Here is a 23,041-nt window from a genome sequence, read left to right on the forward strand (position 1 = left end):
GGGGTCAATCAGAGGGCGAGGAACAGGCCGGCCAGCGAGGCGCTCATCAGGTTCGCCAGCACCCCCGCCAGGATGGCGCGCATGCCGTAGCGGGCGATGAAGGATTTGCGCTCCGGCACCATGGCGCCCAGGCCGCCGATCAGGATCGCCATGGAGGAGATGTTGGCGAAACCGCACAGGGCGAAGGTGACGATGGCCTTGCTCGATTCGCTCAGGGTCTGGTCCTGCACCAGGGCGATGAAGGCAACGAACTCGTTCACCACTATCTTGGTGCCGATCAGGGCGCCGGCGGCCTGAGCCTGCTCCCAGGGGATGCCGATCAGCCAGGAGATGGGAGCGAACAGCCAGCCCAGGATGATCTGGAAGCTCAGCTCCAGCCCCACCAGGTCGCCGGCCCAGCCCAGCAGGCCGTTGAGCATGGCGATCACGCCAACGAAGGCCAGCAGGGTGGCCCCCACGGCGACCGCGATGTTGAGACCGGACATGGCGCCATCGGCGGCCGCTTCAATCACGTTGGTAGCACGCGGGATCACCACGTCCTGATGATGGTCCTCTTCTTCGGCGGCAGGCGGCACCAGGATCTTGGCCATGGCCAGACCGGCCGGCGCCGACATGAAGGCCGCCGCGATCAGGTATTTCAGCTCGACCCCGATGCTGGCGTAACCCACCAGGGTACCTCCCGCCACGGAGGCGAGGCCGCAGCTCATCACCGCGAAGAACTGGGAGTCGGACATCTTGGAGAGATAGGGTTTGACCACCAGCGGCGCCTCTACCATGCCGACGAAGATGTTGGCGGTGGCGGAGAGGCTCTCGGCGCGGCCGGTGCCCAGCAGCTTCTGCAGGCCGCCGCCAAGCAGGGCGATCACTTTCGGCATCAGGCCGATGTGGTAGAGGATGGCGATCACCGCGGAGAAGAAGATGATGACCGGCAGCACGTTGAAGGCAAAGATGAAGCCCAGCTTGAACTTGGCCAGATCGCCGAACAGGAAGGCGATCCCCTCCTGACCGTAACCGATCACGCTGCTCACGCTCTCGCTCACCCCGTTCAGCACGTGCTGACCGGCGGGCAGCCAGAGTACCAGGCCGGCGAAGAGGATCTGCAGGCAGAGGGCCAGGCCCACTGTTCGCAACGGGATACGACGACGATTATCAGAGCAGAGCGTGGCCAGGGCCAGGATGCTCAGGATGCCGAGCAGGGCAATCATAGGGACTCCATCAGGTGGGGCGAAAGATGGGCGCGGATTCTGCTCTCCCAGCCTCGCCACTGCAAGTCCAATTGGTTACAGCCCTGTTAGCAAAAACGTTTTCACGATACCGGTTGCGGCAACTGGCTGATTTGGCTCGATTTTGGTATCAAGCGAAAGCCAGTGTTCTTATATGGAAACGATTATTCCTCTGTACCGGACAATTTGCCGCCGAGCCAGGGGGCCAGCCGCTGTTCCCAGTAGGGATGGGGGCCGAAACCCTCCTTGAGGAAATCGATGAACAGCCGGATCTTGGGATCCAGGTGCTCGCGCCTGGCATAGACGGCGTGTACCGCCATCTTCTGGTTTGGTCGCCACTGGGGCAACAGCGGGATCAGCTGGCCGGACTGCAGCTCCTTGTCTAGCAGGTAGTTGGCCACGTAGGCGATGCCGAGCCCGGCCAGGGCGGCGTCGCGCACCGCCTCCGCCAGATCCACCCGGTAGTTGCCGGCCACCTGCACCGTCTGGCGCTCCTTGCCCTGGCGAAACGACCACTCGTGGTAGCGCCGCTCCCGGCTCTGGTAGGTGATGCAGTTGTGCTGAGCCAGGTCTCTGGGGTGCAGCGGGGTGCCGTGGCTCAAGAGATAGTCCGGCGAGGCCACCAGCACGAAGCCGATGTCCGCCAGCCGCTGCCCCACCAGGGCCTCGGGTTTGTCCTCGTAGGTGGTGATCCAGAGATCCAGCCCCTCATCCACCAGATTGGTGCGGTGATCGAACAGGGAGACTTCCAGCTCCAGCTCGGGGTAGCGATCCTGAAACGCCTTGAGGCGCGGGATCACGTGCAGCCGGCCGAAAGATTGACCGACCCCCAGATGGAGCACGCCACTCACCTTACCGCGCCGCTCCGCCACCATGGAGTCCGCCTCCAGCGCCACCGCTACCAGGGCACGGCAGTGGCGGGCATACTCCTGGCCGAGTTCGGTGAGGGAGAAGCGGCGGGTGGTGCGCTGCACCAGCTGGGCGCCGAGTTCGGTCTCCAGCTGGGCCAGCTGCTTGCTGATGTGGGATTTGGAGACGCCGAGCCGCCGGGCGGCGGCAGAGATCCCCTGTTCACGGACCAGGGCATCGAAGATCACCATTTGGGGCAGACGTTGCAGCACGGGATTACCAGAGAGAAGAGCGGGCCCCCATTATTCCAGAGCGGCCCACCGCGGGGTAGCGCTAAAGGCCGAGCGCCCGTTTGACCTCTTTTTGCAGGGGATCGTCCGCCGGATTCTGGTTGGCACCGTAGCTGCCGATGAGTTTGCCGTCGCGCCCCACCAGGTATTTGTGGAAGTTCCAGTCGGGGGCATCGCCATCGGCTGCCGCCGCCAGCCCCTTGAACAGGGGTACCGCATCCGAGCCCCGCACCGCCACCCGGTTGAACATGGGGAAGGTGACCCCGTAGTCGCGCCGGCACACCTCGGCGGTCTTGTTCTCGTTGCCCGCCTCCTGTCTGAAGTCGTTGGAGGGGAAGCCCAGCACCACCAGTCCCTGCTCCTTGTAGCCCTGATAGAGCCGCTCCAGATCCCGAAACTGGCCGCTGTAGCCACAATAAGAGGCGGTGTTGACCACCAGCACCACCTTGCCCTCGGTCAGCTGGCAGAGGTTGTGGCGCTGGGTGCTGTTGAGCTCCCGCATCTCCACGTTGAAGTAGTCGGGGCAGGCGGCGCCGGCCATGCCGGATGCCAGCGTCAGCAACAAGACAATCCTTTTCATCGAGTGACTCCTGTCAGGCAGATGAGTGACATACGCGCGAACACGCCGGCCGGTTCACCGGCTCAATAGAGGGGGATGCCGGTGAGCATGCCGTGTCCCCAGAAGATCAGCAGGGCGGTGAGCGCCAGCCCGGCCCCCACGCTGAGCCCGGTGCCATACCAGTTGGCCGCCGGACGGGGATGGCGCTGCCAGTCCCGCACCGAAATCCAGACGATGCTCACCAGCGCCCACAGGCCGATGCCGCCAAACAGCACCAGGGAGCGAGCCTCGCTGTTGACCGCCAGATGGGCACCGGCCCAGAGCAGGGTGCCGAGCAGCTGGGGATGCACCAGCCAGCGCCGCAGGTGGTTGGGGCCCTGACCGGAGCAGAACAGGATCAGGGCGATGGGCATCACCGCCATCATCAGGGTCGGGCCCCAGGCGGGCAGAAAATAGAGCGGCAAGGGGCTGGAGGTGCGCCAGCCGGCAATGATGCAGGCGATGCCGATAAACAGCACCAGCGAGAAGAGTCCCTTGTAGCGATGCTCCCCCAACCGCTCGCGCAGCCGGATCCTGTGGTCGGGCGCGAAGCAGGGGTAGAGGTGAGTCAGGGTAAACAGCAGTACCCCCAGGGTCAGCAAGATCATGGGTGGCTCCTTGTACTATGGGGGATCACTATGCCGCAAAGTCGGCGGCCAGAATACAGAAACCGCAGAAAAGCACTGGGGATACAGCGGGATAATGAAAAAAGCCGATCGACGGATCGGCAAGGTGTTTCGGGCTGACCCACAGTTGAGTGGGTCGTCACCGCGACACGGGGCGGGGTTGGCCGGCGCCAGGCACCGGCCAGAAGAGGGTCAGGGTCGCAGCAGATAGAGCGCCGCCACGTTGCGGGCCGTGAGCTGCAGGTTGGTGGTGGCGGTGGCCAGCGCCTCCGGCAGGGACATGGCGCGGTTGACCACGGCAAACACCGCATCCAGCCCGTGCTCGTGCACCACGCCGCAGTCGTCGGTCAGACAACCCGCGATACCGATCACCGGCTTGCCGAACTGCTTGGCACAGCGTGCGACACCGATTGGCGTCTTGCCATGAATGGTCTGGCTGTCGATGCGCCCCTCGCCGGTGATGACCAGATCCGCGTCGGCCACCGCCTCGGCCAACTTCAACGCCTCGATGACGATCTGGATGCCGGGCTTGAGCTCGGCGCCGAGCAGGCCCACCAGGGCCGCCCCCATGCCGCCGGCGGCGCCCGCCCCCGGGATCTCCTTCACCTGCTTGCCGAGGGCCTGCTCGATGCAATCCGCGTAGTGGGCCAGGTTGGCGTCCAGCTGCGCCACCATCTCGGGGGTCGCCCCCTTCTGCGGACCGAACACGGCGGAGGCCCCTTTCGGCCCGCACAGCGGGTTGTCCACATCGCAGGCCACTTCGATGGTGATCTTGGCAAGGCGCGAATCCAGCCCGCTCAGATCGATGGTGGCCAGCTCGGCCAGACCGGCGCCGCCCGGCGCGATGGGAGTACCGTCGCGTTTGAGCAGCTTGCCGCCAAGCGCCTGGATCATGCCGGCACCGCCGTCATTGGTGGCGCTGCCGCCGATGCCGAGGATCAGATGCTTCACCCCCATGTCGAGGGCCGCCAGGATCAGCTCACCGGTGCCGCTGCTCGAGGTGTGCAGTGGATTGCGCAGCTCAGGCGCCACCAGATGCAGGCCGGAGGCCGCCGCCATCTCGATGACGGCGCGCTCGCCATCCCCCAGCAGACCGACGAAGCCCTCTACCTTGTTGCCGAGGGGGGCGGTCACATGGAAGGGCAGAATGCGGCCGCCGGTGGCATCCACCAGGGACTGCACCGTCCCCTCGCCGCCATCAGCCATCGGCAATTTGACGTAGGTGGCATCCGGCAGCACCTGCTTGAAACCGGCCTCGATGGCATCGGCCACCGCCATGGCGCTCAGGCTCTCCTTGAATGAATCGGGGGCGATAACAATTTTCATATCAATTCCTTAGGCGAGGCCAAACACGCCGAACATCAGGGTGGAGACAACGGCGATGGTCAGACCAACTGCGGTTTCGTAGGGGATGAGCTTGAGCCGCTCACCCACGCCCATGTGGACGCTGCCGCCGGTGGCATGGAAGAAGGAGCCATGGGGCATGTGGTCGAATACGGTGGCACCGGCGTGGATCATGGCGGCCCCCGCCAGGCTGCTGATACCAAGCTCGAGCAGGGTGGCGCTGAACACATTGGAGGCTACCACGGTACCGGCGGTGGTCGAGGCGGTCGCCAGCGACATCAAAGCACCCGAGATGGGGGCCAGCAGGTAGGAGGGCAGGCCGGAGGCGGTCAGGCCGCTGATCAGCACATCCTTCAGACCGGAGTTGGCGATGATGCCCGCCAAGGTACCGGTACCCAGCAGCATGATGGCCACCGGCGCCATGCGGGCCAGACCCGAGACGGCAAACTGGTTCACCTTGCTGAACTTGCCCATCATCAGGGCGCCGACCAGGCCACCGAGAGGCAGTGCAATGAGCGGGTCCACGACTATGCCGGCGATGGGGCGCAGGGCCAGCAGCAGGATGGCCACCAGCGGCGCACTGATGGCGGCGGCAAAGCCCGGCAGCTTGCTGCCATCGAAGCTCACCACCTCGTCGGCGGCGACCTTGCTGCCCTTGTTGTTGAGGCGCTTGGCCAGCCAGTAGGCCATCACCAGCCCGAACAGGCCCGGGATGATGCCGGCCGCCATCACAGAGGTGAGTGGCAGGTGGAAGGCGTCCGCCGCCGCGATGGCGTTGGGGTTGGGCGACATGACGTTGCCCGCCTTGCCACCACCGATCATCGCCAGCAGGATGGCCGCCTTGGAGAGATCGGCACGGCGGGCGATGGCCAGCGCAATGGGGGCGACCGTGATGACGGCCACGTCCACGAACACACCGACCGCGGTCAGGATCAGGGTGGCCAGCGCCAGCGCCAGCAGGGCGCGGGTCTCGCCCAGCTTCTTGACGATGGTCTCGGCGATGGTGGTGGCGGCGCCCGATTCGATCAGCACGCCGGCCAGTACGCCCGCCGCGAGGATCCGCATCACCGCCGTGGTGATCCCCTGGGCGCCGCCGATCATCAGGGCGACGGTCTGGGTCAGATCGGCGCCGCCGATCAGGCCGCCGGCCAGGGCGCCGACGATCATGCCGTAAGCGGGTGGCACCTTCTTCAGGATCAGGAAGATGGCGATGGAGAGCGCCGCGAGGGCGCCAAGGGCTGTAACCGGGGTCATGACGGGCACCTTTCTAGTGAGTGAATGGTGGCCATTATGGTGATCCGGGATCGGAATGCTTTGGTCTAAAAACCAAACATCACCTTATAAAAACGCTGATTTTTGTATGAATGAACAAGTCAGCTGTCGAGATTGAGCCCGAGATAGAGCAGGAACTTGTCATCTAACTTGTTGAAATTCAACCCGGTTATCTGCTCGATCCGGGTCAGCCGATAGCGCAGGGTATTGGGGTGGATGAACAGGGCTTTGGCACAGGGATGCAGATCACAATCCTGCAAGAAATATTGGCGCAGCGTCTTCAGCAGTGTTCCCTTTGTATCCTCCTGCGCCAGATTGTGCAGCGGAGCCCGCAGCTGATCCGCCTGCCAGGAGTCCGCCAGACTGCCGAGCAGCACCGGCAACCGGTAATCCTCGAAGAAATAGACCTGCTTGCGCGGCGCCTGCCGCATGCCGCGGCGCAAGGTGTCCCGCGCCGTCTGGTAGGAACGCGCCAGCCCGCCGGTGCCGGCGAAGTAATCACCCACCCCGATGCGCACCCGAAAGTGAGGGATGCGGGCCAGCAACTGCTTGATGCGACTGCGCTCCTGCTCTGACTGCCAGATGCCGTCGCTGAGCTGAGCGGGCTTGAGCACCACTATCTCGTCCAGGCCGTTGATGGCCACCAGATTGTCCCGCTCCGGGTTTTCCAGCAGGTGCACCAGCTCCCGCAGCCGGGCCGGGTCGGCCTCCTCCAGCGCCAGCACCGCCACCACCCGCGGCTGGGCCAGATCCAGCCCGAGGAAGCGGGCCGCCTGCTGCAGCTGATCTTCCCGCCCTTCACCACGGATGAGCTGCAGCACCAGCTCCTCCTTGTGGCGCTTGTCCCACTGCAGCTGTTCGGTGAGTGCCGCCTGCTCCAGAATGAGCTCAGCCGTCATCCGCACCAGCTCGGCGTAAGCGCGAACTTCGTCCGGATCGCCCGAGATGCCGATGACCCCGAGCAGCTCCCCCTGATAAGCGATGGGCAGGTTGATGCCGGGGCGCACCCCCTTGAGCTCGCGGGCGGTGGCGTCGCTGATCTCCACCACCCGGTTCTCGGTCAATGCCAGCACGGCCCCCTCGTGGCGCTGATGGAGCCGCTCCGGGTTGCCGGACGCGATGATAAGGCCATGCTCGTCCATCACGTTGACCGAGAATGAGAGGATCTTCATCGCCCGGCTGACGATTTGCCGTGCGAGGGTGTCATTGAGCTGCATATGCGCCACCAGTTACCGAGACAAGAGTACGAGGAGCTACGACGGGCCTCAGTCGTTCATCCATCACGTTGAGCCAAGAAGAGAGGATCTGTATCGCCCGGCTCACTCTCTGGCGCGCGAGGGTATCGTTTAGCTGCATCACATCTCCAAAGCGGGGGCCGGACCGGCCACAAAGCGCCTGCACCGGGGCAAAGATGCCACATCTTCAAGACAAGCGAGGGGGGGCTCGCTAGAATAGGCCACTTTACGCTATATGCGCCCCGCCATGGAGCAGGATTTTCCCCTGCCCATGACGACTCACCCTTCCGCTATGGACTGAACTATGGATTATGAATTTCGCCGCGATCCGTTCGGTGGTTATCGCGCCCGGTTCTCCATGGGCCACGAGGCCATCGGTCAGTGGCTGATCGACGAAGTGGGCAAGGACGAGGAGAAACTCGACGAGCTGTTCGCCATCATCGATCAGCTCTCCAGCCGGACCCGCACCGAATACCGGCTGCTTGGCGGCGACTACTCCCTGCTGCTGACCCACGAGGAGGCCGAGGTGAAGGCCAACGTCCTCAATATTGAGCAGGATGAGGATCTCGACGATCTCGCCTACTACGATGATGAACAGCTGGCCATGTGCGGGCTGGAAGATTTTGCCCAGGTGCTCGTCTCCTGGCGCGCCTTTATCCGCAACGAGGATATGGGCTGATTGACCCCATCGGAACAACCACGTCGGGCTCACGGCCCCTCGCCCAACCAACAGGATTGACTATGTCTATTTACGATTTTGATGACGAACTGCCGGAAGACGAGCTGGAAGAGCAGCCGAAGAAACCCGCCCAGCCCAAGAAGAAGGGCAAGCAGGTGCTGAACACCCAGGTCAACCTGAGCCCGCGCGATGCCAGCCGCCTGAACGGCCTGCACGTGGAGGCCATCACCACCCTGGACGACGTCAGCCTGCCGAAGAACGTGATCTTCAAGGCCGGCCTGATCGCCCTGGGCGAGCTGGACGCCAACCTGCGGGCCGACATCATCGCCCGGGTGATCGCCGAATCCGGCCGCTGATAGCGTCGCATCCTTGCCAAAACCGGAGCCCAGCTCCGGTTTTTTTATGGCCGCTCGCCTGCTCTCTCCTGCCGCGTGGGGATCCGACCAGCTTATTGAGCCTTGTCTCATGGGATGTCCCATTGTTAAGGTGCGGCACTTTCATCGGCCCTGGAGACTCAATGTTACCTCTACCTGATTCACTCATCTGGGGAGCACTGGCGCTGGCCGTCTTGCTCTGTCTGGCCCGGCAGCGTCTGCCCGGCTTTATCATGCTGGCGGTCGCCCTGCTGGCGGCTCTTGGCCTCGGCCACCTGAGCCCAATCGCCCTGCTGGCCAGCGCGGCGGGTCTGTTGCTGGCCTGGCGTACCCCCTCCCTGCCCCAGCCCTGGCGCGCCGTCGCCCTGGGCGCCGTACTGCTGTGGGCGGTGGCGCTGATGCTGCACCTCATCCCCGGCTTCACCAACCTGAAGGTGCTGGATCAGGTGCAGGCCGGCCCCGCCAGCGTGCCCTTCAACATGTACCTCAACCTCGACAAGCCGCTGGTCTTCTTCGGCCTGCTGCTGGCCTGGCCCGCCCTGCTGGGCCCGGGCGGCGCCATTCAGTGGCGCAGGCTGGCGCTGCTGCTGGTGCCGCTGGCGGCCCTGCTGATCACCGCCTGGCAGCTGGGAGCCCTCAAACCCGAGGTAGGACTGCCCGGCTGGTGGTGGCTGTTTGCCATCAACAACCTGCTGTTCACCTGCGTGGCGGAAGAGGCGCTGTTTCGTGGCTTCCTGCAGCAGGGGATTGCAGCACACAGCCGGCGCTGGCTTGGGGTGCTGGTAGCCAGCCTGCTGTTCGGCGCCGCCCACCTGGCCGGCGGCCCGCTGCTGGTGCTGTTCGCCGCGCTGGCGGGGGCCTGTTATGGTCTGGCCTTCCTGCTGAGCGGGCGCCTCAGCGTCGCCATCGCGATCCACTTCCTGTTCAACTTCGCCCACCTGGCCCTCTTCACCTACCCGCTGGCCAGCCGCTGATCCCCTCGGGAGCGTGCCAACCGGCACGCCCCACCTCTTCGCCTACCTGTCCGCTCGCCCTGCCTCCCCATATGGGGCCTTTCATTTATTTGTAACAAAAATGTAAATGAAATGACCTCTGTGCCCGCCATAACAGTCACTTTCCTGCGTGTCTCAACCAAAAGGACTTCATGATGCACAAGCCCGTCAGTTATGCCGCCCTGCTGCTGGCCAGCCAGTTTCCGCTGCAGGCGCTGGCCGATACCGATGTCTACCTCACCAACAACAGCCCGGATCCGGTCCAGCTGGAGATCCGCCAGAGCGGCTCCGGCGAGCTGCAGGCCGGCAGCCAGTGGATCCAGCACAGGACTGAGCTGGGTCCCTGGGAGAGCGCCATGGTGCTCAGCTTCAACCGCTACGAGGGGGTGAAGGCGGGCAAGAGCTATCTGTTCGAAACCCGGGTCACTACCCCCAGCGGCGACACCTATCGCCTCAACCAGCGGATGGAGGGCACCTGGTGGAACAGCACCCTGCAACACGGCGGCGAGACGCCGGCAGACAACTCAGGCTGGCAGAGCGATCGCGCCATCCATCGCCTGAGCGGGCCGCAGGAGCTGGCCTTCGCCGCCAAGTTCACCGGCCGCTACGACGATCTGCACTACATGCTGACCCCGCCCAAACAGGTGGAGCAGCCCGAACCTGCCGAAACCAGGTTGAAGGTGGCCAGCTACAACGTCTGGGCGCTGCCGGTGATCGCCTCCAGCATCGGCGAGCGGCTGGCGCTGCTGCCCGAACACCTCAAGGGCTATGACGCCCTGCTGCTGCAGGAGGTGTTCGACGGCCGCCGCGAGGGCTTCCTGCAGGTGCTAGCCAAAGAGTACCCCTACCAGACCAAGGTGCTCGACAAGCCGGGGGTCAACATCCACGACGGCGGCGTGGTGATCGTCAGCCGCTACCCCATAGTGCGCGAGGCCCAGCTGGTCTATCCCCAGTGCACCGGCACCGACTGCTTCGCCGACAAGGGGGTGATGTATGCGGAGGTGATCAAGGGGGGCAAGGCCTGGCACCTGTTCGCCACCCACACCGCCAGCTTCGACACCGACGAGGCGCGCCGGCTGCGCCAGATCCAGTTCGGCCAGATGCGCATCCTGGCCGCCAGCCTCAATATTCCCGCCAGCGACACCGTCATCTACGGCGGCGACTTCAACGTCAACAAGCGCAAGTTTGCCGATGACTACGCCGGCATGCTGGCCAATCTCGACGCCGACGAGCCGGCCTACGGCGGCTACACCGAGGCCACCTTCGATCCCAGGATCAACCCCTATGCCGGTGGCCCGCTCTCCGGCGGTGCCAACGTGGAGTACCTCGACTATCTGGTGGTGAGCCGGGAGTACGGCGCCGCAAGCCACAACCTCAACAGCGTCTGGATCCCGCGCAGCAGCGACGGCAGCCTCTGGCCCGCCAGCAACCTCTCCGATCACTTCCCGGTCAAGGGAGAGATCAGCCGATGAAGCGCCGTTACGGCTTGCTGGCGCTGCTGGCCTTGTTGCTGCTCAACCTGGGCGCACAGGAGGAGCCGGCACACCCGGCCTCCACCAGCCAGCCCCCATCGGACGCAGCTGCGCCCGTGCCGGCACAGCTGCCGGACTCCCCGGCGCTCGCCTCGCCGGTTGCCGCCACACAGACCGGCTCCGAGCCGCCTCCCGCCAGCTGGCGGGCCATGCCGGAGGCGCTGAGCCAGCAGCTCGCCAGCGAGGTAAGCGACAGCGATCTGCCGCTGGCCGAGCGGCTCGCCAATCTGGAAGGCGCTGAGGCCAGCTGGCTTGGCGAGGGGGAGAGCCTGTTTCGGCTGCAGGGGCGCTACGCCCTGGCGCTCGAGCAGCTGGCGCAGGAGAACGAGCAGTTGCCGCTGGCCGAGCGGCTGGATGCCCTCACCCGCTTGCAGGATGAGTGGGTGGCGGAGCACCCGGATCTGGCGACTGAACTGTTCAACCCGGCGGCCCGGCTGCAGCAGGCACGCCAGCTGTGGGGGGACGAGGAGCTCGCCACCCTGGCCCACCACTTCCTGCCGGCTGCACAGGCCGAGGCGACCCTGCAGTTTGCCGCCAGCCGCCAGCAGCAGCTGGATCAGCGCAGCCGCTACCAGCAGCAGTTGACCGAGCTCGAACAGCAGCTGGCAGCCAGCCGGGGCAACATGGACGAAGCGAGCTGGCAGCAGCACAGGGAGGCGGTGCTCGGCCAGTTCCGGCGCGACTTCTTCGCCCGTGACACCGCCACACCAACGCAATGAAAAAAGGGCCCTGACGGGCCCTTCGCATTTTCTGGCCATCAGGCCAGCGGGTAGCTGGCCGCCAGTCCGTTCTCGCAATGCCAGTTGGCCCACAGCTTGTCGTCACTGCCCATCAGCAGGGTGGCGAAGTTGCGGGTACGCAGGTAGACGGGGGCGCCAAACGGCTTGATAAGCTCGGCGCGGATCAGCCGGCTCTCGTCGAGGTATTCGGGATCGTCGTTGGTCATGGCCAGGATCCCCATCCACTGGAACTGGGTGGGACAGGGGTGGACGATGCCGGAGGAGACCAGCTGGTGCACGTTGAGCCCCTCCCGCTTGTCCTGAATGACCCCGAGGCACCCCACGTGCACGTCGCCTGAGAGGATCAGGGTCTTGCAGCCAGGCTCCTTCTGGCGCCGCTGCCTGGCGTTGTCCAGCAGCCGCATGATGAGGCGGGCCCGCTCCCCCTGATGGGCCTTTGCCCGCCAGTGATCCTTGAGATCGTCGGTCAGCTCCTCCTCCCAGGGGGTGGCATCGAACGCCGCCTCGGTGAAGGAGAAGTCACGATAGACCACGGGCACCCCCGCCAGCACCAGCAGGTGGCCCGTGTCGCAGGCGGCCAGCGCGGCGTTGACCTGATCCCACTGGGACGGGCTCATTACCTGGTCGCGGGTGCGGTTGGCCCGGTTGTCCAGCGCCAGGATCTGGTAGCCCCTGAAACCGAACCGCCAGGAGTGGTGATTCAGCGTCTTGTCCAGCAGCGCCCCGTTGGCACCGGTGCGCAGCTGGAACAGCCGGAAGTACTTGGTGGCGGCGGCATAGATGGCCTGATAGACCTCGCAGCGCTGCAGATCCTCGGGGTAGCTGCCCCAGCCATCGAAGATGTCGTGGTCGTCCCACATCATGGCGCTCGGCACCCGGGCCAGCATGAAGGCAACCTCGAGGCGGCCCCACTGTTTGCAGTAGAGATCGCAATAGAAGCGGTCGAGCTGCTCCACCATAGCCCGGGTCGCCTTGCGCTTGACCTTCTCCGCCCGGTCCAGCTCGTTCCAGGCCTTGAGGGTTGGCACGCTCGTCCAGAGGGAGTCCGCATAAACCTGATCTCCTCCCATCAGCAACAGGGAGAAGGGATGGGCCTTGTGCTCCGCGGCCAGCTTGTCCCACATGACGTAGGGGGCCGGGGTGGAGGTGAGCAGCTTGAAGTCGGAGAAACCGTTGCAGGAGGCGTAGCCTATCCGCACCGGCTCCTTCTTGCCCGGCAGATGGAACTGCCACTTGTCGTATCCCGCCAGATCCTGCGCCGGCTTGTTGTCCAGCAGGATCTCGTAGTCGACGGGGGTGCCGGCCTTGCTCTTGGGACTGGCCTGCCAGACCAGCCGCCAGAAGCCGCCTCTCGGGGTATCCGCCTGCTTGCTGGCGGCCAGCAGCTCGCCGTTGATCCGCACGGCTGCACTCTTGCAGCTGGCCTGCGCCATAAAACAGATGCTGTACTCGGTCTCTGACTCGAGGCCCAGCAGGGGCCCCATTACCAGACTGGTCATTCGTCATCCCTCCATGGTGAAACCCATGGAGCATAGCGAAGCGACCGCTATTTGATAGTGACCAGGTGGGCAAACAGAAAGGGCCAGGGTTTGGCCCCGACCCTTTCACTGTTTGGCGCTGCGATGAACCGGCCTGTCACACCGGTCATGGCGGGGGGCGCTACGCCTTGCCCTTGAACTGCTTGACGCTGCGCTTGGCCTGGGTGCGACGGTTGGCCAGCTTGTCGCGGGGGGCGCGCTTGCCCTCCCCGCTGGCTGGCTTGTCGGTCACCGGGAAGCCGGCGAGATCGGCCAGCGGCAGCTCGCGCCCGGTGAGGGTGCGGATCGCCGCCAGGGTGTCGGCCTCGCCATGGCAGGTGAGCGAGATGGCGAGCCCGCTGCGCCCGGCCCGGGCGGTGCGGCCGATGCGATGCACGTAGACGGGGGCGCTGGCGGGCAAGTCCAGGTTGATCACCAGCGGCAGTGCCTCCACGTGAATGCCGCGCGCCATCAGATCGGTTGCCACCAGCACCCGCACCTTGCCCGCCTTGAAGTCGCCAAGCGCCTGCTCACGCACCGCCTGCTCCTTCTCGCCGTGCAGGGCCGCCACCGCGATGCCCGCCTTGGCCAGCTTGCGGGCCACTCCGTCGGCGTCGTCCCGCGCGCTGATGAAGACCAGCACCTGCGGCCACTCGTGGGCCTTGAGCAGGCTGATGAGCGCCGGCACCTTGCTGCTCTTGTTGACCAGATAAAGCCGCTCCTCGATGTCGTCGGCCACGCTGTTGCGTGGATCCGCCTCCACCCGCGCGGGCTCTTTCAGCAGACCGGTAGCCAGCGCCTCCAGCTCGGCGGGCAGGGTGGCGGAGAAGAGCATCTGCTGCCGCGCGTCCGGCATCGCCTTCATCAGCCACTGAATATCGGGCCAGAACCCCATCTCCAGCAGGCGGTCCGCCTCGTCCAGCACCAGAGTGCGCAGGCCGGCCAGGGTCAGCAACTGCTGGCCCAGCAGATCCCGCAGCCGCCCCGGGGTCGCCACCAGCAGTTGCGGCCCCAGCGCCAGCTCGGCCTGTTGCTGCGCTTGTTCCACCCCGCCGCACAGGGTCACCAGCCGCAGACCCAGCCCGGCGGCCGGCCCCTGCAACGCCTCGCTCACCTGCACCGCCAGCTCGCGGGTCGGCACCAGCACCAGCCCCTGCACCTCTGCCAGGGCGGGATCCAGCCGCTGCAGCAGCGGCAAGCCGAACGCCAGGGTCTTGCCGCTGCCGGTGCGGGCCAGCGCCAGCAGATCCCGTCCCGCCAGCGCGGCCGGGATGGCCAGTTGTTGTACCCGGGTCGGGTGCTGAAGATTGGTTGGCAGGGCCGCCAGCAGGGCGGGGGCAAGGGCGAGTTGGTCAAAGGTCATGGTACGGTACGGATAAGCAAGTGGGAGGGCGAAGTCTAGTGAGCGGGGGCCCATAAGTAAAACCCAATCCGCTCAGGTGCCGGGCCGCCGCGCCAGGGTGCCGCTGGCTACACTTCAGAAAACCTCTCAAGGCGGAGCTACCCGACCATGACCCGATCCCCCACCCTGCCCCTCTTGCTGCTGCTCGCCCTGCTGGGGCTGACCAGCCTGGGGCTCTCCCGTGCCGATCCCCAGGCCACCCCCGCCGCCAAACCGGTGCGCATCATCAACGCCCACCTCGGCGAGCTGCCGGGCCTGATCAATGCCGACAAGACAGGTCCCTTCGTGGATCTGGTACGCGCCATCGACGATCTCTATCCGGATATCAGCATCCGGATCACCATCTATCCCCTCGCCCGGGCCATGGCCGGGGTGATCGCCGGCACCGCCGACTTCAGCCTGCCCGCCATCCGCAACCTGCAGGATGCCGACCTGCTGCCCTATCGCTTCAGCACCCGCAGTTTCGGCAAGGTGACCCACGTGCTCTACAGCAATACCGACCACATCATCACCCCCGACATGGCCTACGGCATAGTGCCCACCAAGCGGGATCTGCTGATCGAGGCCACCCCCGGCTTTCTGCCCATTCCACTGCAGCGGTCGATGAGCATAGAGCAGTCCCTGCGCAAGCTATCCCGCGGTCGCATCGATGCCTTCATCTGGGCCCAGGAGGAGGCCGACCTGATGCTGCGCCGGCTCAAGCTCAGCAACATCCATCGGGAACATCTGGGGGATTTCGAGGATGTCTTCATCATCGCCAAGGGGCCCGCCGGCGACGAGATGGATCGCTTCCTCGGCGAGGCGATTGACCGGCTCGCCGCCTCCGGCAAGCTGGCCGAGATCTACGCCAGGCTGCACCGCCCCTATGTGGAGTGGCAACCCAAGCCCCCATCGCAGCCGGTCGCCACGTCCCCCTGACGGCAGCCGCCCATAAAAAAATCCCGCCGGGGCATAGCCCCGGCGGGATTTTTGTCGACCCGACGCTATTACAGCACGGCCAAGGCGGCGGCGTAGTTCGGCTCGTCGGCCACTTCGGCCACCAGCTCGCTGTGCAGCACCTTGTCGTGCTCATCCAGCACCACGATGGCGCGGGCAGCCAGACCCACCAGCGGGCCGGAGGAGAAGGCCACGCCGTAGTCCTGCAGGAAGGAGACGCCACGCAGGGTGGACAGGTTCACCACCTTGTCCAGCCCCTCGGCGCCGCAGAAACGGGCCTGGGCGAACGGCAGGTCGGCGGAGATGCACAGCACCACGGCGTTGTTCAGGCTGCTTGCCTGCTCGTTGAACTTGCGCACTGAGGTGGCGCAGGTCGGGGTATCGACGCTCGGGAAGATGTTCAGGATTTTGCGCTGACCGGCGAAGCTCGCCAGGGTCACGTCACAGAGATCCTTGGCCACCAGGGAGAAGGGCTTGGCCTGTTCGCCAACAACCGGGAAGTGACCGGCGACGGAAACCGGGTTGCCTTGCAGAGTAACGGTATTGCTCATGTTATGTCCTTGATTATCGAGGGAGGATCAGGGCCTCCAGTATAGGCCCGCCGGGCGGGGACAAACACCCGCCAATCACAGGGATATAGGATCGCCAAAGCACCCGTCTGGAGGAGCAGAAAGAAAGGGGGTTGACCTTGGACTTAACACCAAGGTTTACACTCGGCTCAGTCATCCAGGATCCCGCAGGGGCGGGGTCCCTCAAGAGGAACGCACCATGAGCAAATCCTGCTGCAGCCATCAGCACGCCGCCCCCATCAAGGCCGTCAGCAAGGCGGCCGCCTCCCAGGCCGAGCACAGCCACACCAGCCACTGCTGTGACAACACAGCAACGGCCAGTTGCGCGGCCACCCCGGCTCCCCACGATCATCAGGCGCGCGGGGTCTCCGACGTCCCCGGTGACGAAGAGCCCCCCAGAGGGGGCTGCTGCACCGACACCAAACACGACCATCACCATGAGCAGGGTCATGCGCACGATCACGCCTCCGCCGCGGACGAACCGCCGCTGGACGCCCCCGAGCAGAACAGCCGCCGCCACAGCTGGCAGGTGCTGGGGATGGATTGCCCCAGCTGTGCCCGCAAGATAGAGACGGCCGTCGGCCGGGTGAGCGGCGTGCAGCAGGCCCGCGTGCTGTTTGCCACCGAGAAGCTGGTGGTGGATCTGGCCCCCGGCCTCTCCCCCGATCCCGTTACCGCCGCCGTGCTGGCCGCCGGCTTCCAGCTCAAGGGCGAGCGAACTGCCAAGCCGGAGTCCGGCCGCGAACGCGGCCCGCTGCAGACCCTGCTCAGCAAATATTGGCAACCGCTGTCGCTGGCCGGCCTGATGTTGGTGGCGGCCCTGCTGCCGAGCCAGATCGGTCAGCCACTGTTTACCCTGGCCACCCTCTGGGGGCTGTGGCCCATCTCCCGCAAGGCGTGGGCACTGACCAAAAGCGGCTCCCCCTTCGCCATCGAGACCCTGATGACGGTCGCCGCCGTGGGGGCCCTGTTCCTCGGTGAAACCGCCGAAGCGGCCATGGTGCTGCTGCTGTTCATGCTGGGCGAACACCTGGAGGCCTACGCCGCCGGCCGCGCCCGCGCCGGGGTCACCGCCCTGATGGCGCTGGTGCCCGACAAGGCGCTGCGCATCCGCACTACTGCCGAGGGCGAGGTGCGGGAAGAGGTGGCTGCCGATGAACTGCGTCCAGGCGACATCATAGAGATCGCCCCGGGCGCCCGTCTGCCGGCCGATGCCCGCCTGCTCGACCCCCTCGGCGCCTTTGACGAGAGCGCCCTGACCGGCGAATCCATCCCGGTGGAGCGCCGTCAGGGTGACAAGGTGCCCGCCGGCAGCCTGGCGGCGGATCGGGTGCTGCGTCTCGAGGTGGTGTCCGAGCCCGGCAACAACGCCATCGACCGCATCCTGCATCTCATCGAAGAGGCCGAGACCCAGCGCGCCCCCATCGAGCGCTTCATCGACCGCTTCAGCCGCTGGTATACCCCGGCCATGATGCTGGTCGCCCTGCTGGTGGTGCTGGTACCGCCGCTCGCCTTCGGCCAGAGCTGGGACGAGTGGGTCTATCGCGGGCTAGCGCTGCTGCTGATCGGCTGCCCCTGCGCCCTGGTCATCTCCACCCCGGCGGCGGTCACCTCGGCGCTGGCGGCAGCCACCCGGCAGGGGGCCCTCATCAAGGGGGGCGCCGCGCTGGAGCGCCTCGCCCACATCGATACCCTGGCCTTTGACAAGACCGGCACCCTGACTCTGGGCAAGCCGCAGCTGACCGAACTGGTGAGCCTCAATGGCCAGCCTGAAACCGAGCTGCTGGCACTGGCGGCAGCCATCGAGCAGGGCTCCCACCACCCGCTGGCCCGCGCCGTGGTGACGGCGGCCGGCGAACGGGGCCTCAGCCCCGCTGCGGCCCAGGAGCTGCGCGCCCTGCCCGGCATGGGGGTGGAGGGTCGCATCGACGGTACCCTCTGGCAGTTGCTGGCACCGAGCCGGGTCGCCACCCTGGATGCGGCGATGCAGGCCCGGGTTGCCACCCTGGAGCAGCAAGGCAAGACGGTGGTGGTGCTCGGTCAGCCTGATGCCGCTCCAGCCGCCCTGCTGGCTCTGCGCGACCAGATCCGCCCCGAGGCGGCCCCGGCCCTGCGCGAGCTGAGCGAGCTTGGCCTGCAAAGCATCATGCTGACCGGTGACAACCCCCGCGCCGCCGAGGCGATCGCCGGCGAGCTCGGCATGGGCTGGCGCGCCGGCCTGCTGCCGGAGGGCAAGGTCGATGAGATCGCCAAGCTAGGCCTCAGCCAGAAAGTCGCGATGATCGGCGATGGCATCAACGACGCGCCGGCCATGAAGCGGGCCAGCATCGGCATCGCCATGGGGGGCGGCACCGACGTGGCGCTGGAGACCGCCGATGCGGCGCTGACCCACAACCAGCTCGGCGGGGTCGCAGCCATGATCCGGCTCTCCCGCGCGGCACTGGCCAACATCCACCAGAACATAGCGCTGGCGCTGGGGCTCAAGGCCATCTTCCTGGTCACCAGCCTGCTCGGCATCACCGGCCTGTGGATTGCGGTGCTGGCCGATACCGGCGCCACCGCCCTGGTCACCGCCAACGCCCTGCGCCTGCTGCGCAAGCGCTAAGCCGGCCGTTGACGGCACAACCAACAGCCGTCCCCCTCGGGACGGCTTTTTTATTGCGCCGCCTTCGACGGCAAAGAAAAAGCGCGGCTGCCGGTCGGCAGTCGCGCTTTGCTTACTCTCTCGGTGTTATCCCACCCTTGGCAAGGTGGAATTCAACCCTGGGCTGCCGAGCCAGCCCCGGGCTCGATGGGAATGACTACTTGGCGCTGCACTCCTGGATCACCGCGGTACCCGCCTTGGCACCGGCCGGGTCAACTTTCACCAGCACGCTCCACAGCCCTTGCGGCAAGGTGATGCTGTTGTTGGCGCTGCCCGCCTGGGAGAAGGCGAAGGGGTAACCGGTCTCCGCCTTCAGCGCACCGCCACCGTTGAGCAGGTACTCCTTGCTCCAGTCCTCGTTGGCCACCTTGAACTCGGTGCTGCCGGTGTAGTTGAAGGCCGCCTGATAGATGGCGAGATCGCCATCCATCCCCTTGTAGCTCAACTGGTACTGGGGCTGAGCGGCCCAGCCGGAGAGCTCGCCCTTGACGAACAGGTTGTAGCCGAGCGGATTGCCCGCCACCGTGTCCAGCACCTTGCAGCTCTGCACCGGCTCGGTAAAGCTGACGCTCAGGGTGGGCTTGTCCTTGTTCATGGCGGTAAACACGAACTTGTAGCTGCCCGCCTTGGCCAGATCGAGCCCGATGTTGCCGGTATCGCCACCCTTGCAGAGGGTCAGCGGGGTGCCGACCACCAGCTTGTCACCGGCGTTGCAGCTGCCGTAGTTGAGGGGACCCCAGCTGGCATCTGCGATCTTGACGTTGGTGGTGCCCAGCTTGTCGCTGCTCACCTCGGTGGTGAACTCGTACATGAAGTTGCTGGTGAAGGTCATCTGGTTGGTGTTGCCCCACTCATCGAGGAACCCCTTCAGATAGACGGCGGTGTCACCAAACGGCGGTACCGTGCTCAGATCAGTCTTCTTGCCGACCGGCAGGCCGCTGCCCTGGGCACCGCTCTGCGGCTTGACGAACACCGCCGCCGACCAGGCCCCCAGGGTCAGGGTACCGCCATTGACGGCGGCATCGCGGGCGATGCTCTCGCCGCCGTGGTGGGCCGGGCTCAGCTGCAGGCTGGCCAGGTCGATGGGCTGATCGTTGCCGTCACGGAAGTCGCCGATGCTCTGGGGAGCATTGGTGGCGTTGATCATCACCACCAGACCGTCGATGGCCGGATCCAGATCCGCACCCGCATTGACGCCGTCATCCACCGTCATCACGATGAGGCCGGGCACCTGATCCGGGCCGGTATTGCGAAAATCGACCCGCTTGATCACCTCGGCGCCACTGCCCAGACGCAGCAGACGGGAAGATTGACGCAGCTCGGCCAGCTCCTGATAGAAGCCCACCATGGTCGCCATGTCGGCACCGCTCGGCTTGACGTGCTTGCCGAGCACCTGCTCGATCAGCGGATAGTTGTCGCCATCCTTGTCCTTGCGCGGCAGCCCCTTGTCGAAGTTGTTGTCGGCCAGGGTATAGTCGACCCGGTTATACCAGTCACCGGAGTCGTAGCTGTCCCGCTCCATGGACTTGGAGCGCAGCAGCTCGACGCCGGCGTGGGTGAAGGGAATGCCCTGCCCCAGCATGGCGGTGGCGAGCGATACCCCCTGCATCCGCACCAGATCGGCCCCTTGCGGCGCCTTGTAGATCAGGTTGTCGAACAGGGTCTGGTTGTCGTGCTTGTCGACGTAGTTCTGGATTTCGGTCGGATCCTGGGCATAGCCCGCCGGCTGACCGTTGTAGTCGATGTCGGCCCCCTTCTTCGGCATCCCGTCCTTGTCGGTCAGAATGAACTCCTTCAGGTTGCCGGCCATGCCGAGGCGCACCAGGTCGCTCTGATGCAGGGCGGTGGCGCGATCGACGCCGTCCATCTCGTTGGCATCCACCAGGGCGCCGTTGCCAAAGCCCTGGGTCTTGCGAATGGTGTCGCCGCCGTCGAACGGACTGCCACCGCGCACCGCATCCCGCAGCCGGTCGGAGAAGGAGCCGATGCCGGTGCCGGCCAGGTGTTTCTGGGTCGCCTGCACGAAGCGCTTGTCATCCTGCACCTCGCCGAAGTTCCAGCCCTCGCCGTAGAAGTACATCTCGGGGTTGACCTGCTTCACCGCAGCCAGCGCCTGCACCATCTGATCTTTCGGGTGGTGACCCATCAGGTCGAAGCGGAAGGCGTCGATCTTGTAGTCGCGGGCCCAGGTGACCAGGGAGTCATCCATCAGCTTGGCGAACATGGCGTGTTCCGGCGCCGTGTTGGAGCAGCAGGTGGAGTTCTCCACCGAGCCGGTCTCCGGATTGAGGCGCTGATAGTACCAGGGCACTATCTTGTCGAGCACCGACTTGGGCCCCAGACCCGCCTCGTTGGTGTGGTTGTAGACCACGTCCATCACCACGTTCATGCCGATGTTCTGCTTGATGGCCTTGACCATTTCGCGGAACTCCAGGATGCGCTGGCTGCCCTCGGCGTTGGTGGCGTAGGAGCCTTCCGGGGTGGTGTAGTGGTAGGGGTCATAACCCCAGTTGAAGGAGTCGACGCCGCGCAGGTAACCGTACAGCTCCTGCACCTGCGGGTTCTCCTTGCTGTCGCCCCCTTGCAGATCGCCGAGCACGGCTGCGATGGTCTGGCCGCTGCTGCAGTAGCCGGCGAACTTGGAGTTCTGCACCTCGGGATTGACCTGGCACAGCTTGCCGAAGTCGTCGCCGATGTTGGCGACCTTGGCCGGATCCTCGTTGACGGTGGCGATGTCGAACACCGGCAGCAGGTGCAGGTGGCTGACGCCGCTCTTGGCCAGCGCCTGCAGGTGCTTGACCGGCGCCGTGTCGGTATCGGTCAGGCCGAGGAACTTGCCGCGGTGCTCGGCCGGGGTGGAGTCGTCGTTGCCGGTCAGATCGCGGACATGGGCCTCATAGATGGTGATGTCGGCCGGGTTCTGCTGGCTGTGGGGCGCCTTCAGGCTGTCCCACCCTTCCGGCTTGAGGGCCGGATCATCGAGATCCACCACCTGGCTGAACTCGGAGTTCATCGCCAGGCTCAGGGAGTAGGGGTCGGTCACCTGATAGGATTCCAGCTTGCGGCTGACCGGGTGATAGACCTGGATGTCGTAGCGGTAGAACTTGCCCACCAGCTCGCTGCCGCCCTGCACGCTCCAGCTCCCGCTGGCCTCGTCCAGGGTCATGGTGCGCTCGCCGAGCGACTTGTGCTGCTCGTCGAACAGCGCCAGCTTGACCGATCTTGCGGTCGGCGCCCACAGCCGGAAGGTGACATTGCCCCCCTCCACCACGGCGCCATAGGTCAGCTTGGTGGCCGCTTCACTGTAGAGGGCATCGAGGGCGCCGGCGCTCTGCACCAGGGTCGCCCCCTGCAGAATGCCGTCGGCGTCGGTGCCGATGGCCACCAGCTCACCCTTGAGCAGCGGCTTGAGATCTTTGCCGGCCGGCAGGGCGAAGGCGGCGGCATCCTTGAGATGCGGATACTTGGCCTGCTGCTCGGCGGTCAGGCTGGTCGGAGTAAGGGTGATGTAGGGGAAGTCGAACACCCCTTCCGCGTTGGCCTTGATGGTGCCGGAGTCGGTGTAATAGAGACGGACATGGGGCTTGTCCTTGCCCCCTTGCCAGATCAGGGTGTTGCCGTCGATCAGTTGGGCACTGGCCCCCGCCACGCCGAAGGCGGCGGTGAAGGCCTCGGCCCGGCTGCCGAAGATCTCGTTCTTGCCGGCGACGATGGCCACGGTGCGGTCCGGATGATCGCTGAAGACCACCTTCATGTCGCTGCCGGTCAGGTTGGCCAGATCACCGTTGCGGGCGATAAAGTTGATGCACCCTTCCACCTTGCTGAGGGGTACCACCCAGCTCGGACCGAAGCCGTCGACCGCGGCCGGGGTGTTGGCCTTGTCGTCCCAGCCCGCGTTGAGGCCGCTCTCGGCGGTGGCGTTGCAGGCGTCGTTGTTCCACAGGTGCAGGCTGTAGTTGGCGAAGGGGCCAGTGACCCCGCGGGCGGCGCTGGTCTGGGTATCCACCAGGGCGATCACCGCCTGATCGGGCCCGGCCACCAGCTGTTCGGCCGGGGGTTGTACATTGGGCAGACGGGCGACTGGGCCGTCCGAGGGTTCCGGGGTGGGGGAAGTGCTGTTGTCATTGCAGCCGGACAAAAGCGCGAGCAGTGAGGCTGTTACCAGCGCCACCTTGGTCTTTTTCATATCCATTTTTTTATAATTCCCGCTGTAGTTAGT

The 23,041-nt window shown here is 65.5% G+C and carries 18 protein-coding genes; 7 read left to right on the forward strand and 11 right to left on the reverse strand.

The features are described from left to right. Positions 1–8: 8 nt before the first annotated feature. From I6L38_RS16080 to I6L38_RS16110, 7 genes are all read right to left on the reverse strand, one after another. Complete coding sequence (locus tag I6L38_RS16080; RefSeq protein ID WP_201881972.1) at positions 9–1,205, reverse strand: NupC/NupG family nucleoside CNT transporter; 1,197 nt, start codon at positions 1,203–1,205, stop codon at positions 9–11. Positions 1,206–1,387: 182 nt separating this feature from the next. Then, positions 1,388–2,323: a LysR family transcriptional regulator gene (locus tag I6L38_RS16085; protein ID WP_043169442.1), complete on the reverse strand. Its 936-nt coding sequence runs from the start codon at positions 2,321–2,323 to the stop codon at positions 1,388–1,390. Positions 2,324–2,405: 82 nt separating this feature from the next. Continuing rightward, complete coding sequence (locus tag I6L38_RS16090) at positions 2,406–2,942, reverse strand: glutathione peroxidase (protein ID WP_139431186.1); 537 nt, start codon at positions 2,940–2,942, stop codon at positions 2,406–2,408. A 62-nt stretch (positions 2,943–3,004) separates the two neighbouring features. Continuing rightward, positions 3,005–3,568 (reverse strand): NnrU family protein, encoded by a 564-nt coding sequence (locus tag I6L38_RS16095; RefSeq protein ID WP_010635161.1) that lies wholly within the window; start codon positions 3,566–3,568, stop codon positions 3,005–3,007. Positions 3,569–3,778: 210 nt separating this feature from the next. Next, positions 3,779–4,912 carry a glycerate kinase gene (locus I6L38_RS16100; RefSeq protein WP_139396731.1) on the reverse strand — a complete coding sequence of 378 codons (1,134 nt, stop codon included), beginning with the start codon at positions 4,910–4,912 and terminating at the stop codon, positions 3,779–3,781. 9 nt (positions 4,913–4,921) lie between these two features. Beyond that, positions 4,922–6,184, reverse strand: coding sequence for a GntP family permease (locus I6L38_RS16105; protein ID WP_054544056.1), 1,263 nt, complete (start codon positions 6,182–6,184; stop codon positions 4,922–4,924). Positions 6,185–6,303: 119 nt separating this feature from the next. After that, positions 6,304–7,419 carry a sugar diacid recognition domain-containing protein gene (locus tag I6L38_RS16110; protein ID WP_216988710.1) on the reverse strand — a complete coding sequence of 372 codons (1,116 nt, stop codon included), beginning with the start codon at positions 7,417–7,419 and terminating at the stop codon, positions 6,304–6,306. Positions 7,420–7,741: 322 nt separating this feature from the next. Here I6L38_RS16110 and I6L38_RS16115 point away from each other — a divergent pair, with 322 nt between their 5' ends. From I6L38_RS16115 to I6L38_RS16135, 5 genes are all read left to right on the forward strand, one after another. After that, the gene (locus I6L38_RS16115) at positions 7,742–8,116 is read left to right on the forward strand and encodes a YacL family protein (RefSeq protein ID WP_017785565.1); all 375 of its coding nucleotides are present in this window, start codon (positions 7,742–7,744) and stop codon (positions 8,114–8,116) included. Positions 8,117–8,178: 62 nt separating this feature from the next. Further along, on the forward strand, positions 8,179–8,472 hold the full coding sequence (locus tag I6L38_RS16120; RefSeq protein ID WP_005308637.1) for a hypothetical protein: 294 nt from the start codon (positions 8,179–8,181) through the stop codon (positions 8,470–8,472). Between the two features lie 161 nt (positions 8,473–8,633). Beyond that, the gene (locus I6L38_RS16125) at positions 8,634–9,464 is read left to right on the forward strand and encodes a CPBP family intramembrane glutamic endopeptidase (protein ID WP_216988711.1); all 831 of its coding nucleotides are present in this window, start codon (positions 8,634–8,636) and stop codon (positions 9,462–9,464) included. Between the two features lie 173 nt (positions 9,465–9,637). Further along, positions 9,638–10,954, forward strand: coding sequence for a sphingomyelin phosphodiesterase (locus I6L38_RS16130; protein ID WP_216989597.1), 1,317 nt, complete (start codon positions 9,638–9,640; stop codon positions 10,952–10,954). Next, positions 10,951–11,733 (forward strand): hypothetical protein, encoded by a 783-nt coding sequence (locus tag I6L38_RS16135; protein WP_216988712.1) that lies wholly within the window; start codon positions 10,951–10,953, stop codon positions 11,731–11,733. Before I6L38_RS16130 ends, I6L38_RS16135 begins: the two co-directional genes overlap by 4 nt. A gap of 38 nt (positions 11,734–11,771) precedes the next feature. Here I6L38_RS16135 and I6L38_RS16140 read toward each other — a convergent pair whose 3' ends face one another. Together I6L38_RS16140 and I6L38_RS16145 are read right to left on the reverse strand one after the other, a co-directional pair. After that, positions 11,772–13,253, reverse strand: a complete 1,482-nt coding sequence (locus I6L38_RS16140; protein ID WP_216988713.1) for an alkaline phosphatase D family protein — start codon at positions 13,251–13,253, stop codon at positions 11,772–11,774. Positions 13,254–13,413: 160 nt separating this feature from the next. Continuing rightward, positions 13,414–14,634: a DEAD/DEAH box helicase gene (locus I6L38_RS16145; protein WP_216988714.1), complete on the reverse strand. Its 1,221-nt coding sequence runs from the start codon at positions 14,632–14,634 to the stop codon at positions 13,414–13,416. A 147-nt stretch (positions 14,635–14,781) separates the two neighbouring features. Between I6L38_RS16145 and I6L38_RS16150 the strand changes: the two genes are divergently transcribed. Next, entirely contained in the window at positions 14,782–15,591 is an 810-nt protein-coding gene (locus I6L38_RS16150) for a transporter substrate-binding domain-containing protein (protein ID WP_216988715.1), read from the forward strand. Positions 15,592–15,659: 68 nt separating this feature from the next. Here I6L38_RS16150 and tpx read toward each other — a convergent pair whose 3' ends face one another. Beyond that, positions 15,660–16,160, reverse strand: a complete 501-nt coding sequence (gene tpx / locus I6L38_RS16155) for a thiol peroxidase (RefSeq protein WP_065018319.1) — start codon at positions 16,158–16,160, stop codon at positions 15,660–15,662. A gap of 217 nt (positions 16,161–16,377) precedes the next feature. Between tpx and I6L38_RS16160 the strand changes: the two genes are divergently transcribed. Continuing rightward, positions 16,378–18,783, forward strand: coding sequence for a zinc/cadmium/mercury/lead-transporting ATPase (locus I6L38_RS16160; protein ID WP_216988716.1), 2,406 nt, complete (start codon positions 16,378–16,380; stop codon positions 18,781–18,783). Between the two features lie 196 nt (positions 18,784–18,979). On the opposite strand, the gene pulA is transcribed toward I6L38_RS16160, so the two are convergent. Then, positions 18,980–23,014 carry a pullulanase-type alpha-1,6-glucosidase gene (pulA, locus tag I6L38_RS16165; protein WP_216988717.1) on the reverse strand — a complete coding sequence of 1,345 codons (4,035 nt, stop codon included), beginning with the start codon at positions 23,012–23,014 and terminating at the stop codon, positions 18,980–18,982. Positions 23,015–23,041 lie beyond the last annotated feature (27 nt).

The sequence above is a fragment of the Aeromonas sp. FDAARGOS 1408 genome (assembly GCF_019048665.1).
In the GTDB taxonomy this organism is placed as follows: domain Bacteria; phylum Pseudomonadota; class Gammaproteobacteria; order Enterobacterales; family Aeromonadaceae; genus Aeromonas; species Aeromonas dhakensis.

Bases quoted from the DNA above. Each gene is read 5' to 3' on its own strand.
- I6L38_RS16080 (WP_201881972.1), bottom strand. From the start codon at position 1,205: ATGATTGCCCTGCTCGGCATCCTGAGCATCCTGGCCCTGGCCACGCTC.
- I6L38_RS16085 (WP_043169442.1), bottom strand. From the start codon at position 2,323: ATGGTGATCTTCGATGCCCTGGTCCGTGAACAGGGGATCTCTGCCGCC.
- I6L38_RS16090 (WP_139431186.1), bottom strand. From the start codon at position 2,942: ATGAAAAGGATTGTCTTGTTGCTGACGCTGGCATCCGGCATGGCCGGC.
- I6L38_RS16095 (WP_010635161.1), bottom strand. From the start codon at position 3,568: ATGATCTTGCTGACCCTGGGGGTACTGCTGTTTACCCTGACTCACCTC.
- I6L38_RS16100 (WP_139396731.1), bottom strand. From the start codon at position 4,912: ATGAAAATTGTTATCGCCCCCGATTCATTCAAGGAGAGCCTGAGCGCC.
- I6L38_RS16105 (WP_054544056.1), bottom strand. From the start codon at position 6,184: ATGACCCCGGTTACAGCCCTTGGCGCCCTCGCGGCGCTCTCCATCGCC.
- I6L38_RS16110 (WP_216988710.1), bottom strand. From the start codon at position 7,419: ATGCAGCTCAATGACACCCTCGCACGGCAAATCGTCAGCCGGGCGATG.
- I6L38_RS16115 (WP_017785565.1), top strand. From the start codon at position 7,742: ATGGATTATGAATTTCGCCGCGATCCGTTCGGTGGTTATCGCGCCCGG.
- I6L38_RS16120 (WP_005308637.1), top strand. From the start codon at position 8,179: ATGTCTATTTACGATTTTGATGACGAACTGCCGGAAGACGAGCTGGAA.
- I6L38_RS16125 (WP_216988711.1), top strand. From the start codon at position 8,634: ATGTTACCTCTACCTGATTCACTCATCTGGGGAGCACTGGCGCTGGCC.
- I6L38_RS16130 (WP_216989597.1), top strand. From the start codon at position 9,638: ATGCACAAGCCCGTCAGTTATGCCGCCCTGCTGCTGGCCAGCCAGTTT.
- I6L38_RS16135 (WP_216988712.1), top strand. From the start codon at position 10,951: ATGAAGCGCCGTTACGGCTTGCTGGCGCTGCTGGCCTTGTTGCTGCTC.
- I6L38_RS16140 (WP_216988713.1), bottom strand. From the start codon at position 13,253: ATGACCAGTCTGGTAATGGGGCCCCTGCTGGGCCTCGAGTCAGAGACC.
- I6L38_RS16145 (WP_216988714.1), bottom strand. From the start codon at position 14,634: ATGACCTTTGACCAACTCGCCCTTGCCCCCGCCCTGCTGGCGGCCCTG.
- I6L38_RS16150 (WP_216988715.1), top strand. From the start codon at position 14,782: ATGACCCGATCCCCCACCCTGCCCCTCTTGCTGCTGCTCGCCCTGCTG.
- tpx (WP_065018319.1), bottom strand. From the start codon at position 16,160: ATGAGCAATACCGTTACTCTGCAAGGCAACCCGGTTTCCGTCGCCGGT.
- I6L38_RS16160 (WP_216988716.1), top strand. From the start codon at position 16,378: ATGAGCAAATCCTGCTGCAGCCATCAGCACGCCGCCCCCATCAAGGCC.
- pulA (WP_216988717.1), bottom strand. From the start codon at position 23,014: ATGGATATGAAAAAGACCAAGGTGGCGCTGGTAACAGCCTCACTGCTC.